Genomic DNA, 17,230 nt, shown 5'->3' with positions numbered 1-17,230 from the left:
TAATAAAAGCTGCCATTAGGCAGCTTTTGCAAATTTCCTAACACTGACCACAAACAGAATCATGAGCACTGGGTAACGAATCGCATCTAACCCAAACGACAAGACACTACTTCTCGCAACAAACACTTCACTGAACTCAAACAACCAATAGATTGCGACCATTAAAATGGTGAGCGGGATAATAAATTCAGACGTGATCATTTTATCACTCGCATCCGATGTATAGATAATACCTAGCGTCGTAACCATAATGCCAAGCCAGATACTGAACACAGGGATTGGCCATACAGAGACCATCACCACTCCCGCTGCAATCAATACAGCCCAAAGCGCCTTAGATTGTATCAATGCCATCAAATCGACATCGGGTTTGTTATCTAGACGAATTAGGTGCCATGCGCACAACCCGCCAATGAGTAAACCGCCAAACATATCAACAATGAAATGCGTGCCTGTGTAAAAACTCGCCACAGCAAGCCACAAAATAAGAGCGATGCTTGTAACAGCAAGATGATCAGGCCTGTTTTCTCTCATTTTATTCAGTAATAAGGTTACAACGCACATCCAAACAGCAAAAGGCAGACTCGGTAAGCTATAGCCAGCAAACTGGGGTAACGCACGACTTGCCAAATATACTTGCGGCGGCGGGAGCTGGAAACCTTGCTTAGCAAGTAACACGATCAAAGATGTACTCGTTATAGCGAAGAACACCTTATAACTAAACTCTTTTCCAAATCGCCAGTACAAGTATGGAAAGAGTATCAATAGGATAATGGGGTGATTAAGCTGAAGGCTCAACTTAAACAACTCTTCGATTATCTCTTCAGCCTGCGTTGGCAACATGTCCAGCAGCAAGTGAAACTCGTTCAGCCATCCAAGCTCAATTTGATTTATTATCGGCGCAGCTTCGACTAAATTATCAACATACCGAACCGTTTGCGGTGTGGCCTGTTCAAAGTAGCCTGCAATACGTTTAAGCTGTTCAGGAAAACGATACTCTTGCGCATTGATCATTTCTGGCGATATGAGCATCGCAGAGGCTATTTCAACGCCGTAATGTGGTGCAAACCAAATTGGGAGTTGGTGAGCATCCAATGAATTATCGATATGGAAAGCGACAATTTCGGAGTCCGAAATACAATCATAATAAATGGTATTGTTTCTCTGCCCCAGCACTTTGTTGATAGAAACAACAAGCCCTGTTTCTTCCCAAGTTTCCCTTTGTGCTGCCAATTCAGGCTTTTCACCATGTTTGACATTACCCGCGGGTAACCAGGATTTGCCCGTCAAAATTTCGTTGACTAGAACCAACTTATTGTCAGCCCTAATGACGCAAGCTGCGCCTTCAATTTCAGGCTGCTTTTGCTCAGCCAACACTAATGATGAAAAAAAAGCGAGAGCAAAGAATAGGAACACTCGTTCCAATTGCTTAAAAATGATCATTGACTACTTCTTGATTTAACCCACTGGTTTACGCAGCCAATGGATATGATGTTCGAATCCGACTTCTTTATAAAAATTCAATGCCACGCGATTGAAGTTCCATACTTCAACAAATATCTGTTTCACTCCGTAGTCGTCAAAACGTTGTTCTATCGACTCACAAAGCTGTTTGGCAATGCCCAACTTACGACATTCAGGCAATACATAAAGTTCATCAACACTGCCCATTTGCACGGGTTTACTGACACTAGAAATCAATTCACAAAAGTGACCAGATACAAATCCCACTACCTGTTGCTGACTAGACGCAACAAGCACAATGCATTCTGGATCATCTAGGTATCGAGCGATGCTTTTTTCCTGCTCAATTTCTTCAGCCGCCTTGAAATGCTCCGAGCATTGGTTATGGTGCTCATCATGCAATCTGAACATCAGATCATTAAGCCGCTCTAAATCCCGCGCTTGAGCCACCCTGATTTCTACTTTGTGCATAATTATTTTCGCGTCACAAATAAAGGCACAGTGTGAGTCGAATGTGAAAAATTATCAACAAAAAAGCCCCTTTAAAAAGGAGCTAATTCGTGATTATGGGACGCCGTCTCAACTATGATTCGAGCACTTTTTGGATTTCTTCCAAACTTGTTGGATCGTCAATGGTTGAAGGAACTGTGTATTTCTCCCCATCGGCTATTTGTCGAATCGTCTTACGAAGGATTTTTCCCGAGCGAGTTTTTGGTAAACGCTCAACGACCAGCGCGTGCTTAAAGCAAGCAACTGCGCCTATTTCATCGCGTACCTTACCCACGAGCTCACCTTCAAGTTGCATGTCATCGACTTTGACGCCGTCTTTTAGTACCACAAACCCTAATGGTAGCTGACCTTTTAAGTCATCATGCACACCAACAACCGCACATTCCGCGATAGCCGGATGGCCACCAACAATTTCTTCCATTTCGCCGGTCGACAATCGATGTCCGGCGACATTAATCACATCATCGATACGGCCCATAATAAACAGGTAGCCGTCTTCGTCTAGGTAACCACCATCACCTGACACATAGTAGCCTGGGAACTGGCTCAGATATCCCGATTCGAATCGGTCGTGGTTGCGCCACACGGTAGGTAAACAGCTGGGTGGTAATGGGCGTTTCAACGCAACAAAACCTTGTTTATTCGGCGCGACAGGCTCACCTAGCTCATCCAATATTTTAACCTGATAACCGGGGATGGGTTTAGTCGCTGAACCTGCTTTAACAGACATCAACTCAATCCCCGTTGGGTTACCCGCAATTGCCCAACCTGTCTCCGTTTGCCACCAATGGTCTACAACCGGTTTGTCGGTTTTACTTTCTACCCACTCCAAGGTTGGAGGGTCTAAACGTTCCCCCGCCATAAAGATGGTTTTCAGATTCGACAGGTCATATTGCTTAAGGTGATTACCCTCTGGATCTTCTTTCTTGATGGCACGGAAAGCAGTTGGCGCAGAGAACAATACATCGACCTTGTACTCTTCACACACGCGCCAAAAGGCGCCAGGGTTTGGCGTTCTAACAGGCTTGCCTTCAAACAAAATCGTTGTGCAGCCATGAATGAGCGGCGCATAGACGATATAAGAATGCCCGACTACCCAGCCCACATCAGAAGCAGCCCAGTAAACACCATCCTGAGGAACGTTGTAAATGGCACTCATTGAGTACTTCATCGCGACAGCGTGGCCTCCATTGTCACGCACGACTCCTTTTGGTTTTCCGGTTGTACCCGACGTATAAAGAATATAGAGCGGATCAGTGGCCAGAACCGGTACACACGCGTGAGGTAAAGCGTTGTTATACGCCTGCATCCAATCCACGTCTCTCGCCTGACTTAATTCAGCCTCACACTGTGGGCGTTGTAATACCAAAACCTTTTCTGGTTTCCAACGGCTATCCATCACTGCTTTATCAACCATAGGTTTATAAGGGATGACTTTATTGATCTCGATACCACAAGACGCTGTCATGATAACTTTTGGCTCTGCGTCTTCTATCCGTACCGCAAGCTCATTGGGTGCAAAGCCGCCAAATACCACCGAGTGAATGGCCCCTAATCGTGCACATGCCAACATCGCCATTGCGGCTTCTGGAATCATTGGCATGTAGATAACAACCCGATCGCCTTTCTCCACCCCTTGCTCTGCTAGCATCCCAGCGATCTTAGCGACCTTATCCCTAAGTGCTTTATATGTGTACTTTTGCTTGTTACCAGTGACAGGAGAGTCATAGATCAGTGCTGTTGTCTCCCCTCTTCCTTGTTCACAGTGGTAATCGAGTGCCAGCCAACAAGTGTTAAGCACACCATCAGGGAACCAACGTTCAATACCGTTCTCATCCTTTTGCAAAATGGTCTTTGGTTGCTCAAACCAGTCCAATTGCTCGGCTTGCGCTTTCCAAAATTGCTGTGGGTTTTCCTGTGCCCAAAGGTATTCTTTCTGATATGCAGACATAATGCTTCCTCCAGTATGTCCTGACATTACTTACATCGGGTTTGTTACCGACGAGATTTATTCTTCAAAGACATTGGAGGGAACACGCACAAACCCCTCCATCAAAATACGAGCGCTTCGGCTCATTGCGGCTTTTTCTACTACCCAGCCTTGGTTTGAATGAGTGGCCCTAGCGCCTACTTTTAGCGTTCCGGACGGATGCCCAAAAGTCACTGAATGCTTCTCACCGCCTCCAGCGGCCAAATTGACTAATGTCCCCGGCACACAAGAAGCTGAAGCAATGGCAACTGCGGCTGTTCCCATCATTGCGTGATGTAACTGGCCCATAGATAAAGCTCTCACCAGCAGATCTACGTCATTTTCATCAACCTGTTTTCCGCTTGAGGCTTGATAACTCTTCGCTTTGCTGACAAAAGCCACCTTAGGGGTATGTTGGCGAGATTCCGCTTCTTCGACCTTATCGATAAGCCCCATTTTGAGTGCGCCATAAGCTCGGATTTTTTCAAATCGTGCTAATGCTAACTCGTCACTATTGATATCTTGTTGAAGCTCAGTGCCGGAGTAACCAAGGGCATCGGCATCAATAAAAATCGTTGGGATGCCAGCATTAATCAAAGTAGCGTTAAATGTACCAACCTCAGGTACTTCAAGATCATCGACTAAATTTCCCGTTGGAAACATGCTTCCATCGCCCGCTGCAGGGTGCATGAAATCCACTTGAATTTCAGCAGCAGGAAAAGTCACCCCGTCTAGCTCAAAGTCTCCAGTTTCTTGAACAAGTCCATTGCGGATAGGTACGTGAATGACAATCGTTTTTCCGATATTGGCCTGCCAAACTCTCACAGCAACCACACCATTTTCCGGGATACGCTCTGCAGGGATTAGCCCAGCATGAATCGCGAATGGGCCAACCGCTGCCGATAGGTTTCCGCAATTTCCGCTCCAATCAACAAAAGGCTTATCAATGGAAACTTGCCCAAATAGGTAATCTACATCGTGCTCTGGCTGACTGCTCGGAGAAACAATAACGGTTTTGCTTGTACTCGAAGTTGCCCCTCCCATACCGTCGATTTGTTTGGCATAGGGATCTGGGCTACCAATGACTCTTAGCAGCAACGCATCGCGGACCTTTCCCGGTTTTTGCGCCACCTCGGGTAAATCAGAAAGATTAAAGAACACACCTTTACTCGTACCACCTCGCATATAGGTCGCGGCAATTTTTATCTGGCTCGGTCTAATGTTACTCATAATCACTCCTTATTGAGCCAGAAAGTCTTGAGCGAAGCGTTGCAATACACCACCCGCGTTGTAAACAGAGACTTCGTCGGCGGTATCAAGGCGGCAAGTAACCGAAACGTCGAGTTTTTCGCCATTTTTACGAGTAATCACCAAGGCGAGATCCGTACCCGGTTTAATATCTCCGACGACATCATAAAGTTCTGTGCCATCAAGCATTAATGATTTACGGTTGACTCCCTCTTTAAACTGCAAAGGTAGCACGCCCATTCCAACGAGATTGGTCCTGTGGATACGCTCAAAACCTTCGGCAACAATAGCTTCGACGCCTGCCAAGCGAACACCTTTTGCCGCCCAGTCACGAGATGAGCCCTGACCATAATCGGCTCCTGCAACAACAATAAGGGGTTGTTTTCGGTTCATGTAGGTTTCGATAGCTTCCCACATACGCATGACCTTTCCTTCAGGCTCAATACGAGCCAGAGACCCCTGAACAACTTCGCCTTTGTCTCTCACCATTTCGTTAAATAACTTAGGATTCGCAAAGGTCGCACGCTGCGCGGTAAGGTGATCTCCTCGGTGAGTCGCGTAGGAGTTGAAGTCTTCTTCAGGAACTCCCATTTTCGCTAGGTACTCACCTGCAGCGCTGGATGCAAGAATAGCGTTAGAGGGAGACAAATGGTCGGTTGTAATGTTGTCACCAAGTATTGCTAGAGGCCTCATTGCGGACAGTGTTCTTTCACCCGCCAATGCGCCTTCCCAATAAGGAGGTCTGCGAATGTATGTACTTTGAGGCCGCCAGTCATACAAAGGATTGCTGTTGCTTTGTTCATCATCAAGCTTAAACATTTGAATATAAACTTGATTAAACTGCTCAGGTCTAACGTACTTACCCACTACCGCGTCAATTTCTTCGTCAGTTGGCCAGAGGTCATTGAGGTAGATAGGCTTGCCCTCAGAGTCTGTACCCAGAGGATCTCGCTCGATATCGAAGCGAATCGTCCCTGCCAACGCATAAGCAACGACCAAAGGCGGTGACGCCAAAAATGCTTGTTTCGCGTAAGGATGGATACGCCCGTCGAAGTTGCGGTTACCAGAAAGTACAGCCGTCGAATATAAATCTCGGTCAATGATTTCTTGCTGAATCTCAGGGTCTAACGCCCCACTCATCCCGTTACATGTCGTACACGCATACGCGACGATGCCAAAGCCAAGTTTTTCCATCTCTTCAAGCAAACCGGCTTCTTCAAGATACAACTTCGCAACTTTTGAACCCGGAGCGAAAGACGACTTCACCCATGGCTTGCGTACAAGGCCCAATTGGTTGGCTTTCTTAGCGACCAAACCAGCAGCGACAACGTTTCTTGGGTTACTGGTGTTAGTACAGGAGGTGATCGCTGCAATAATTACCGCACCATCGGGCAATTGACCTTCACTCTCTTGCCACTGGCCTGCAATACCTTGTGAAGCTAGCTCTGACGTTGGCAAGCGGCGATGTGGATTCGAAGGGCCGGCCATATTGCGTGTCACTGCAGACAAATCAAACTCAAGCACTCGTTCGTATTGCGCCGTATCTAAATCATCAGCCCAAAGGCCTGTTTGCTTGGCATAGTTCTCAACCAGTTCAACTTGCTTTTCATCTCGCCCCGTCAATTTTAGGTAGGTAAGCGTTTGTTCATCAATGTAGAACATGCCTGCTGTCGCACCGTATTCAGGCGTCATATTGGAAATGGTTGCACGATCACCAATCGTTAGGTCACTGGCACCTTCACCGAAGAACTCAAGGTACGATGAGACAACACGCTCATTTCGTAGAAACTCAGTGATAGCTAGAACGATATCCGTTGCCGTAATACCGGGCTGGCGTTTACCGGTGAGCTTAACACCCACAATATCCGGTAGGCGCATCATTGATGGTCGGCCTAACATTACCGTTTCAGCTTCAAGCCCGCCAACACCAATGGCAATAACACCTAACGCGTCTACATGCGGGGTATGACTGTCAGTCCCGATACAGGTATCTGGGTAAGCAATACCTTGCTTGGCTTGCACTACAGGCGACATTTTTTCCAGATTAATCTGATGCATAATGCCGTTCCCTGCAGGAATAACACTGACGTTTTCGAATGCCGTTTTACACCACTCGATAAAATGAAAACGGTCTTCGTTGCGACGCTCTTCAATCGCGCGGTTTTTCTCGAACGCATCGGGTTCAAAACCTGCATGCTCCACCGCTAGAGAGTGGTCGACGATCAGTTGGGTTTCCACTACAGGGTTCACTTTGGCAGGGTCACCTCCTTGGTCTGCAATTGCATCACGTAAACCGGCTAAATCAACCAAAGCGGTTTGTCCCAAAATATCGTGACAAACCACGCGTGCTGGGTACCAAGGAAAATCTAAATCGCGTTTGCGATCAATCAGTTGTTTAAGAGAGGCCGTGAGCGACTCAGGATCACATCGTCGCACTAATTGTTCGGCAAGAACTCTCGACGTGTAAGGGAGCGTCTCATAAGCTCCTGGCGTAATATCATTGACTGCTTCTCGGGCATCGAAAAAATCAAGATCAGATCCCGGAAGCGGCTTACGATATTTTGAATTCACTGTACTACTCATATCATTGCTTCCATTCAGATAATATTCGGGTATCCGAGCCTCCCTACAAGCTGGCAAGGAGGCTCTTGGGTAACTGGGTGTTACCTCTTTTCGATAGGAACCCAATCCTGATGCTCAGGACCCGTGTAATCCGCACTTGGGCGAATAATGCGGTTGTTAGCACGCTGCTCATAAACGTGCGCAGCCCAGCCAGTCAGACGGCTCATGACGAAGATAGGTGTAAACAGCTTGGTTGGAATGTCCATGAAGTGGTACGCCGAAGCGTGGAAGAAATCTGCGTTACAGAACAAGCCCTTTTCGCGCTTCATCACCGATTCGACTCGCTCAGAGACCGCATAGAGGTGTGTATCGCCCACTTTATCTGAGAGCTCTTTCGACCAACGTTTGATTAATGCATTTCGAGGGTCACTTTCACGATAGATAGCATGGCCAAAGCCCATAATCTTGTCTTTATTGGCTAGCATCTGCATGATGTTGGTTTCTGCCTCATCAGGCGTCTGCCAGTTTTCGATCATTTCCATCGCAGCTTCGTTTGCTCCACCATGGAGTGGACCACGCAAAGTACCAATTGCAGCCGTAATACAAGAATGGATATCCGACAACGTCGAGGCACACACACGAGCCGCAAACGTTGAAGCGTTAAACTCGTGCTCCGCATAGAGAATCAGCGAGCAATGCATAACCTGTTTATGCAATTCACTCGGCTCTTTGTCCGTAAGCATTTTAAGAAAATAACCACCAATACAATCTTGAGACTGATCTTCGGTATCAATTCGAACGCCATCATGACTGAAGCGGTACCAGTAACAAATGATTGCTGGGAATAGCGCCAGCATTCGTTCCGTCGCATCTTGTTGCTCAGAAAAATCCATTTCCTGTTCAAGATTGCCAAGAACAGAACAACCTGTTCGCATCACATCCATTGGGTGAGCGCTTGCTGGAATCAGTTCCAAAGCTTGTTTTAGCTCAGCAGGTAAGCCACGTAAACCAATCAGACGTGTTTTGTATGCATCCAACTCCTGCTGTGTTGGCAAGTGACCGCGTAACAGTAGATGGGCTACTTCTTCAAACTGTGCGTTATTGGCCAAGTCAGTGATATCGTAGCCACGATACGTCAGACCTGTACCTGTTTTACCGACGGTACATAATGCAGTGCTTCCGGCGCTTTGACCTCGTAGGCCTGCGCCACCTAACTCTTCATTCTTTTTCGATGATAGAGGCATGTTGAACTCCTTTTCTGTCCGCTCTGCCCTCTGAATGGAGCATTTTCTGTTCGGACAAGTTTCACGTTATTGAATTAAAAGTTTTCCGATACTTTTCTTGGGCTTCCGTTTGTTTCCGTTGGCTATTTTCCTTCTGAAAACAGCTGATCTAATTTGTCTTCGTAATCATGGTACTTAAGGTGCGCATAGAGCTCTTTACGCGTTTGCATCGAGTCAAGCAGTGCTTCTTGATTTCCCTCTTTCAGCAGGTGGGCATAAACCATTTCTGCGGCTTTATTCATTGCTCTGAAAGCACTTAGTGGATACAGCACCATATCAACATTTGATTTGGCTAACTCTTCACTACCGTACAATGGCGTTTGGCCAAATTCGGTAATGTTCGCCAATATAGGCACGTGTTTTCCGGTCGCTTGCTTTAGCGCTTCAGAGAACTGTGAATACTGCTCTAATTTGTTCATCGCCTCTGGGAAGATCATGTCCGCGCCAGCTTCAACACAGGCAATCGCTCGTTCAATGGCGCTATCCATTCCTTCAACTGCAAGCGCATCGGTGCGAGCCATGATGACGAAACTCTCGTCATTGCGCGCATCTACCGCTGCTTTAACGCGATCAACCATTTCCTGTTGACTGACAATGGCTTTGTTTGGTCTGTGACCACAACGCTTTTGGGCCACCTGATCTTCCATATGAACAGCGGCAGCACCGGCCTTTTCCATCGCTTTGATCGTGCGCCCAATATTGAATGCGCCACCAAACCCAGTGTCGATATCCACCAATAAAGGCAGATCACACGCGTTAGTAATGCGGTCAACATCGACCAAGACGTCATTGAGGGTCGTGATTCCTAAATCAGGGAGACCGTAAGATGCATTGGCAATACCGCCGCCTGACAAATAGATCGCTTGGTGACCTATGTTTTTCGCCATCATGGCGCAGTATGGGTTAATCGTACCGACAATCTGCAAAGGATCATTTTGCTCTACGGCGTCTCTGAATTTCGCCCCTGGAGATAAACTCATGACAGTTTCCTTCTAGTCATTTTCAGCAAGTAAAATTTGTTGCTCTATTAACCGTCTGCTGCCTGAGATATGTCTTCTCATCAACATTTCGGCCAACTCTTCATCGCGATTACGAATCGCCTGAAGGATAAATTTGTGTTCGTTTAGCGCTTCTTTTGGTCTGGATTGAGCACGCGGCGATTGGTATCGATACATACGCAGCAAGTGATACAGCTCATCACATAAGAGCGCGATCAACTTACTATTGCGGCTCGCCTGAATAATGCGATAGTGAAAATCAAAGTCGCCTTCCTGATGAAAGTAAGAAGCACCTGCAACTTCATCAATGTGCTTTGAGTGTTTAGCAAGCAATAGCTCCAAACTCAGCAGCTCTTCCTGCGAGATATAACGTGCCGCCAAGCGCGCAGCCATACCCTCTAAAGCCTCTCTAACCGCGTAGATTTCAACCAGTTTTTCAGGCGAGAAGGCAATCACTCGTGCCCCCACATGAGGAATGCGCTCAATCAACCCCAGTCCCTCAAGTCGCATGATGGCTTCTCGCAGTGGACCTCGGCTTACCTCAAATCGTTTCGCCAGCTCAGGCTCGGATATCTTACTTCCGGGAGCTAATTGCCCCTCAACAATCGCCTCAATCAGTATCGAAGTCAGGTTTTCGGACTTAGTGTGCTCTTTTTCAGCCGTTATACTTTTCATACGAGTCATTAATTCATCATTCATATGTCGTCCACTCGTGTTTTTCGACTTAAATCTGTCAACAATCTCTGTGCAATGATTATAAAATAGCCGAACAAACTGTCGACAATCAAGATTATTGTCGACAATTTAGACTAAGGTATTACGGGTAATCACATCTGAATTTGAAACAATAAACAGAAGGGTTCTCATCATAGTTTGTGAAGTCTATTAGCAAGAATAAAATGAGAACAATGACTTAGCTCACTCGCAGCATTAGTATCTTTTATGTAGAAGAAACCATGGGAATCAATGGCAAGGATGCTGAATTCACTCACGAAGATATCTATAGGTATAGTGCTAGGCCTTGGATTGACGGCCTGCTCATTCTTTTCGGCACCAGAAAGAGAGCCTTACTATCCAACTCTAAGAGATGCAGTCTATTCCGATGAAGACATTAGGGTAATAGAATCAAACAACATCCTTAAAACCGCAATTAAATCCAACCATTATGTTCAGGTCGCTGACCGCGCTGCCGTCAACAATAATGCGCACAAAATCTTCGCCGAAATACTTAATAGTTCCACTATTCTCCTTAGCGATATTCAGAACTCACGTTTCCATGACGGACTGGAATTCATCATTAAGCAGTTCACCTGTGAGCTGTATGCAAGCCAGCAGCCTTCAGATTCTGTTCAGCTTTGTCCGTTTTCCTCTCAAATTGTCGACAATAATCTTCATTATCTCCCATTTGAAGATGGCTTGAGGCTGACTCAAAGGTTGAGCACCACATTGCATGACAACGAGGATACCTTACAGTTAGAGTTGTTCCTGAAGAGCACATATGAACGCCCCCTAACCTCTCTATGGGGGGCGGTTCACGAATTAGGTCGATTTAAGTATAGCCAGCTTGCAGAAGACAACCTTGTACTCACTGTAAATATGAAGGTCTACAAAAAGTCAGAGTCAAGCTTGCGCTGGGTGCACCTTCACCCAGATCCACTCATCTTCTTTGTAGTACTCCCCTCGGTTGACTCAATTCTAGCTCACCCTAATGAGTTGGAAGGTATGCACTTCTCCTATCAAAATGCAAAACTACTCGTTGTGGACAGTCGATAAAACTTGGGAATTCAGAAAGCGGCTCACACATTCAGCCATTTTAGTCGCAAACCATCTTATATAAGCAGTGGTAGGATTTATTTACGCTTAGTTTACTGCTACTTTTTATAAATCCAACAAATTATACCTTATGTATCAGTATAATTTTTAAGGTCTTTTTTCATACAGACTCATCATTTCAAGGATAATATATGGCTGATAAGTATTCAGCGTCGGCTAGCTTAATTTCAGCAAAGGACTATAAGAATCAAGAGCATACGGTAAGCGAGTTTACTGTAACTCAATCTTTGTCTACTCCTTTTGAGATTACCGCGACTCTTGTCTCTTCTAATTTCAGCGTTAAAGATCAACTAGGCCAGCTGTTGACGATTAACCGATATTCCAATGAATCTGGCAGTAATACACTGCAGCGCTCTTTTAACGGTATTGTCGCTCGTATCGAGCAAATGGGATTGGATGCCAACCTGCAATTCATGCAGTATCGAATCACTCTTCGACCATGGTTTTGGCTACTCACACACACGCACTCTTTTCGTGTTTATCAAACTCAGTCAACAAAAGACATCATTAGTGACATCTTTGATAACGCAGGATTTAAAGGCAAATATAAGCTATCAAGCTTACCGTCGACCAAACGAGAATACTGCTTGCAATATAACGAATCTGATTTTGACTTTGTTACACGATTACTTGCCGAAGAAGGGCTGCACTACTATTTCGAGCATGAGTCCGGCGACCATACAATGGTCATTCAAGATGCTCAGTCTCCTTTCGACAAAGCCGACGTCGCCAAATTCGATATGCAGGAGACCCCTTCTGGCAGCTTACCTCTAATTAAGTCGTGGTCTCCTGTGATGTCCTTCCACGGCGCAAGTGTCGAACTCACAGCCTACGACTATTCGCAATCTAAGTTGGTCACAAGTAAAGCGAAAACCAGCAGTAACACTATCGCGAACAATACTAAACTTGCTTCTGTTCACTACCCTGAGCTAGGTATTAGTGGAGATATGACGGATCTTTCTAGTAATTTAGCAAAGCGCCGTATTGAACAAATTGAGCAAGACTACCAATCCATCATTGCTCACGCAGAACACGATATGTTCGAAATCGCGACTTGGTTTTCTCTATCCAGTCACCTAGACAAGTCTCAGCTCGGTGATTTTTCCGTCGTTAGTACATCCACACATTATTCTGATGATGTCCGTTGTGCAACGGAAGTTAAACTTATACCGAAAGCAACGCCAACCTATCCGAAACCTAGATCTAAACAAGTCATCAATGGCTTGCAAAGTGCGACAGTAGCGGGCTCAACCGCTGGCGAGATAAATCAAGATGAACAAGGCCGAGTACGTATTCAGTTCCATTGGGACACCGAGGCTAGTGGTGACAAAACTAGTTGCTATGTACGTGTCGCACAAATGATGGCTGGAAGCGGTTATGGAACACAGTTTATCCCACGAGTTGGGCAAGAAGTTTTGGTTTCCTTCATTGATGGCGATCCAGATCAGCCGATTATCACAGGAAGCGTCTATAACAGCAAAAATGCCCCTCCTTACAAAGAAGCGAATACGACCAAGACGGGGATTAAAACTAAACTAACTGGCCAAACCAACGAGCTCTACTTCGACGATAAGAAAGACAACGAGCTGGTATATATTCATGCTGCCAAAGACATTACACAAGAAGTCGAAAATAATCATACCGAAACAGTGAAAGGTGAACTTAGTCAGTCTGTAACCAAAGCTATGACAATAGCCACTGAAGACAACTACACGCTCAATGTCACTAAAGCGATGAGTGGTTCAGCGAAATCAATCACACTTGAAGCAGATGACTCTATCGATCTCAAGGTGGGTTCTAGTAAAATTTCAATCTCCTCATCCTCAATTTCCATTGAGGCGACCAACATTGATATCAAAGCAAGTAGTGCTCTAAATCTGGAAGGGACGAATGTCACCAGCAAGGCAACCTCTGCGAATAAAATATCTGGTACGACTACAGCACTTGAAGCGACAAGTTCAAACAGTATTAAAGGGCTTAGCATCGCTATGAAAGCCAGTACAACACTAAGTGCTGAAGGCTCGCTCAGCGCTGAATTTAAGTCGGGTCTCAAAGGTACATTCGATGGTGGCGTATTAGGCGAGTTGAAAGGCGCCATTGTGAAAGTGAACTAAATCTATGTATAAAAAAATCCCTTACCAAAGCAGCACTCAAATATTGCCAAGGTTTCAAGCCTCTGATGAAGCAAAAGAAATCATTGGAGAAGAGTTACCGATAGACCAAGTGATAAGCAAACTTCAACAGGCTCGCTTATACAATGATTTAGTACAGTTCCTCGCGCATGCACTTCCTGTTCGAGAAAGCATCTGGTGGGCCTTATGCTGCGTATCTACAAGAAATGATGTCTGGAGCGACGCTCAAAAAATGGCTCTTGATACCGTCAAGCAATGGGCTCTCTCCCCATCAGAAGAACTGCGCAGACGAGCAGAATTGTTGGCAAACCGTTTAGATCTCAATTGCGGCCCATCATGGCTAAACCAAGCCGTGTTTTGGAATGGTTCTGGCAGCATCGTCGCTCCAGATCTACCGGCAGTGCTACCTGACCCATTTCTTTATGCAAAAGCGGTCAGCGGTGCTATCAATCATGCGGCTTCACTACCTGAGTGGGATAAATCTGAGCAATATTATAAAAGTGCAATTGAAGTTGCGCTTGATATTGCTTCTGGAGGAAACGGAGGTCTCAAATGACGCTACCAGCTGCAAGGCTAACCGATATGCACGTTTGCCCAATGCAAACCCCAGCTGTTCCGCCAATCCCTCATGTTGGCGGCCCCATAACTGGCCCAGGAGCACCAACCGTCTTGATTGGTGGTATGCCGGCAGCCACAGTTGGTGATGTATGTGTCTGTGTAGGTACACCAGATTCAATAGTCAAAGGAAGTGCCACTGTTATGCTAACGAGTAAACCAGCAGCCAGAATGGGAGATACAACCTCTCACGGCGGCAGTATCGTATTAGGTATGCCCACCGTTTTGATAGGCGGATAGCTAACTGCTAAATTTGAGCTGTTGTTGCGAAACGACAGCTCAATATGCCCTTCTGACTAGAAAACATCTCCTGAAGCATTTCATTTCGTCACGCAAATAGAACATTCGACTTACAGGGCGATGAAATGCAAATGCCAAACGGTTCAAAAAAACGCCACCAAAAGAACAAAAAAAACACCACTTTTATTTCCTGTAAACCACATAGAAAACAAGACATTGATAAAAAATATACGTCATCCGGCCAATTTTCTAGAAGCGGATCACCTTTCAAGGTAAATAATGAATTTGAACGAGCCTTTTCAAAAAATAAGCCTAGACTATGAAAGGTGCAGTTTTATTTACTAATAATAAGCAAGAACACTTTTTATAAACTTTTTTGTGAACAACTAGCAACGGGCAATGTATGGTTGATATTGAAGCATTATTGAAACCTATATCAGAAGAGCAACCATCAGGAACTTACCTGAAGTTAGATCGTAGTGCCTACCGTACATTAAGAAATCACTACAACACGGCTCAATCATCATTCCGTCAACTGATTGAAACGCCCGATGCCTCGAGTGATGAAGCTTTAATCGACGCCAATCAAAACAACTGGGACTTGTTGCGCACTTCAACATTTGATGCCCTCGTTTCTCAAACAAAAGATACAGAATTCTTAGGTTGGTACATTGCAAGCCAACTCTTTACTTCCGCACCTTATGAAAATCTCGCCAGCTCCACTAAGGTTTTGGTGGGCTTTGTTGAATCTTTCTGGACAACTCTTAATCCTCACCCTCCAATTGAAAAGCTAAAGAGCAGCGAGGAGGCAGGTCAAACTAAAGAGCTGATTGAATTTAGGACCAAACCTTTATTACAGTTAGTTGGGGAAAGCCAGGATTCGACAGCACTGTACATGCCTCTGCAAATGATTGGCCTCATCGATGAGCTATCTTTTGGTGATTTTTTACGTGCAGAACGAGCGGGAACCATCGCCGATCTAAAAGGCCGAGCTCAATCTCTATTTTCTAAAGAAGTAGAAGACACGCTCAATGCTCTTTCTGAAAGCTATCAAAATTTTGATGAGGCAGAGAAGCGAATTGCAAAAGAATGCCAATCTGCTGGTGTCACTCCGGTTAGCTTTAAGTTTGTCAAAGCCAACATTGCGGACTTAATCAATGCTATCCAGTATTTAGTTGGGGATAAATTCACACGTTGGCCACTAGATAGTGAATACAAGCAAGCTGCCGATGAACCAGCTTCTGAAACTAATGCTATGTCTCAGCCAAGCAATAGCATTGAAGCTCCTCAATCAGAGTCAATAACCTCAGACACAGTTATTGAGCAAGCGTCAGCACAAAGCCAAGTACAGCAAGCAATTCAAGCTACCGATGAACAACCAGTCAACGTAGCGCCGGGCGTAATAACGAATCGGGATCAAGCTTTTCACGAGCTACGTAAGATTTCTGAGTTTTTCCAACAAACAGAGCCTCATAGCCCTATTCCATTTCTACTTGAAAGAGCGATTCGATGGGGTTATATGAGCTTGCCAGAACTGTTGAATGAAATGACGGGGGGCAACTCCGGCGTTATTGCCCATATCAACCAAATATCAGGTATGGACAACTTAGCTCAAACAGATCTAAGCAATAGACCAATGACTTCAACACAAACTTTATCCTCTGCATCTGTGCTAGCACAGGCAGGTGCTCATGTTCCGTCTCCGCAGACTTCCGCTCCTTCGGAGCCAGTCACAACGAGCGAACAAAATACTCAACCTGAAGCGAACACTACTCAGCCTGAAAGCGGTATTAGTAACTTCGAGTGGTAAATACACTACATGCTTAATTAGCGAAGGAGATCAACATGGCTTCTATTTTCATGAGAATTGATGGCACTACACCTAAAGGTGCGGCAACAGTAGAAAAGATCGGTGGTAAAGATGGCTTCTTTGCTATTGATACCGTTACTTGGAACGCAGTACGTGGTGTAGGTATCGATGTAGGTAATGCAAACAACGCAGACCAAGGTATGGTGGCACTAGGCGAAGTCAACATTACTCGTGGCTGTGATGGCGCAACACCTCACCTAACGACTTTCCTTTACGCTCCTGGCGGTGAAGGTAAAACAGTTGAGATCGTGATGACTAAACCTAACCGTGAAGGTTCTGGTGCAGATCCATATCTAATCCTAACGTTGAAAGCTGCTCGTATGTCTAGCTACAACATGGCTGGTTCTGACGGCACTCTACCAAACGAATCTTTCTCTCTAACTTACACTGAAATCTCGAAAGCTTACTACATCGAAGGTGAAGGCGGTAAGATCGAGAAAGGTCCAGAAGTAGGCTTTGATGCAACCACTGCAAAAGTTACTTCGACTGCTGCTTAATTAGTTAAG

The 17,230-nt window shown here is 45.5% G+C and carries 14 protein-coding genes; 6 read left to right on the top strand and 8 right to left on the bottom strand.

Annotated elements, in window-relative coordinates; translation table 11 throughout:
* Positions 1 to 15 precede the first annotated feature (15 nt).
* The 8 genes from CTT30_RS07410 to CTT30_RS07375 form a co-directional block, all read right to left on the bottom strand.
* Positions 16 to 1,443: a bifunctional NUDIX hydrolase/phosphatase PAP2 family protein gene (locus CTT30_RS07410; protein WP_252036530.1), complete on the bottom strand. Its 1,428-nt coding sequence runs from the start codon at positions 1,441 to 1,443 to the stop codon at positions 16 to 18.
* 15 nt (positions 1,444 to 1,458) lie between these two features.
* Complete coding sequence (locus tag CTT30_RS07405) at positions 1,459 to 1,935, bottom strand: GNAT family N-acetyltransferase (RefSeq protein ID WP_239875761.1); 477 nt, start codon at positions 1,933 to 1,935, stop codon at positions 1,459 to 1,461.
* Positions 1,936 to 2,047: 112 nt separating this feature from the next.
* Complete coding sequence (locus CTT30_RS07400) at positions 2,048 to 3,925, bottom strand: propionyl-CoA synthetase (protein ID WP_252036529.1); 1,878 nt, start codon at positions 3,923 to 3,925, stop codon at positions 2,048 to 2,050.
* A 57-nt stretch (positions 3,926 to 3,982) separates the two neighbouring features.
* Positions 3,983 to 5,173, bottom strand: coding sequence for a 2-methylaconitate cis-trans isomerase PrpF (gene prpF, locus CTT30_RS07395; protein WP_252036528.1), 1,191 nt, complete (start codon positions 5,171 to 5,173; stop codon positions 3,983 to 3,985).
* A 9-nt stretch (positions 5,174 to 5,182) separates the two neighbouring features.
* Positions 5,183 to 7,774: a Fe/S-dependent 2-methylisocitrate dehydratase AcnD gene (acnD, locus tag CTT30_RS07390; protein ID WP_252036527.1), complete on the bottom strand. Its 2,592-nt coding sequence runs from the start codon at positions 7,772 to 7,774 to the stop codon at positions 5,183 to 5,185.
* 80 nt (positions 7,775 to 7,854) lie between these two features.
* Entirely contained in the window at positions 7,855 to 8,997 is a 1,143-nt protein-coding gene (prpC, locus tag CTT30_RS07385; protein ID WP_252036526.1) for a bifunctional 2-methylcitrate synthase/citrate synthase, read from the bottom strand.
* Positions 8,998 to 9,119: 122 nt separating this feature from the next.
* A complete protein-coding gene (prpB, locus tag CTT30_RS07380) occupies positions 9,120 to 10,016 on the bottom strand; it encodes a methylisocitrate lyase (RefSeq protein WP_252036525.1) in 897 nt (298 codons plus the stop codon).
* Between the two features lie 12 nt (positions 10,017 to 10,028).
* On the bottom strand, positions 10,029 to 10,733 hold the full coding sequence (locus tag CTT30_RS07375) for a GntR family transcriptional regulator (RefSeq protein ID WP_239866584.1): 705 nt from the start codon (positions 10,731 to 10,733) through the stop codon (positions 10,029 to 10,031).
* 267 nt (positions 10,734 to 11,000) lie between these two features.
* Between CTT30_RS07375 and CTT30_RS07370 the strand changes: the two genes are divergently transcribed.
* The 6 genes from CTT30_RS07370 (at position 11,001) to CTT30_RS07345 (ending at position 17,221) form a co-directional block, all read left to right on the top strand.
* A complete protein-coding gene (locus CTT30_RS07370) occupies positions 11,001 to 11,807 on the top strand; it encodes a hypothetical protein (protein ID WP_252036524.1) in 807 nt (268 codons plus the stop codon).
* 191 nt (positions 11,808 to 11,998) lie between these two features.
* A complete protein-coding gene (gene tssI, locus CTT30_RS07365; RefSeq protein ID WP_252036523.1) occupies positions 11,999 to 13,981 on the top strand; it encodes a type VI secretion system Vgr family protein in 1,983 nt (660 codons plus the stop codon).
* 4 nt (positions 13,982 to 13,985) lie between these two features.
* Positions 13,986 to 14,555, top strand: coding sequence for a DUF6931 family protein (locus CTT30_RS07360; protein ID WP_252036522.1), 570 nt, complete (start codon positions 13,986 to 13,988; stop codon positions 14,553 to 14,555).
* Positions 14,552 to 14,854, top strand: coding sequence for a PAAR domain-containing contractile injection system baseplate protein (locus CTT30_RS07355; RefSeq protein ID WP_239836463.1), 303 nt, complete (start codon positions 14,552 to 14,554; stop codon positions 14,852 to 14,854). Before CTT30_RS07360 ends, CTT30_RS07355 begins: the two co-directional genes overlap by 4 nt.
* A gap of 403 nt (positions 14,855 to 15,257) precedes the next feature.
* On the top strand, positions 15,258 to 16,664 hold the full coding sequence (locus CTT30_RS07350) for a type VI secretion system protein TssA (protein ID WP_252036521.1): 1,407 nt from the start codon (positions 15,258 to 15,260) through the stop codon (positions 16,662 to 16,664).
* A gap of 35 nt (positions 16,665 to 16,699) precedes the next feature.
* The gene (locus CTT30_RS07345; RefSeq protein WP_239836465.1) at positions 16,700 to 17,221 is read left to right on the top strand and encodes a type VI secretion system tube protein Hcp; all 522 of its coding nucleotides are present in this window, start codon (positions 16,700 to 16,702) and stop codon (positions 17,219 to 17,221) included.
* Positions 17,222 to 17,230: the final 9 nt, after the last annotated feature.

This window comes from Vibrio coralliilyticus (genome assembly GCF_024449095.1).
Lineage (GTDB): Bacteria > Pseudomonadota > Gammaproteobacteria > Enterobacterales > Vibrionaceae > Vibrio > Vibrio coralliilyticus_A.
This window is presented reverse-complemented; position numbering and strand designations above follow the sequence as displayed.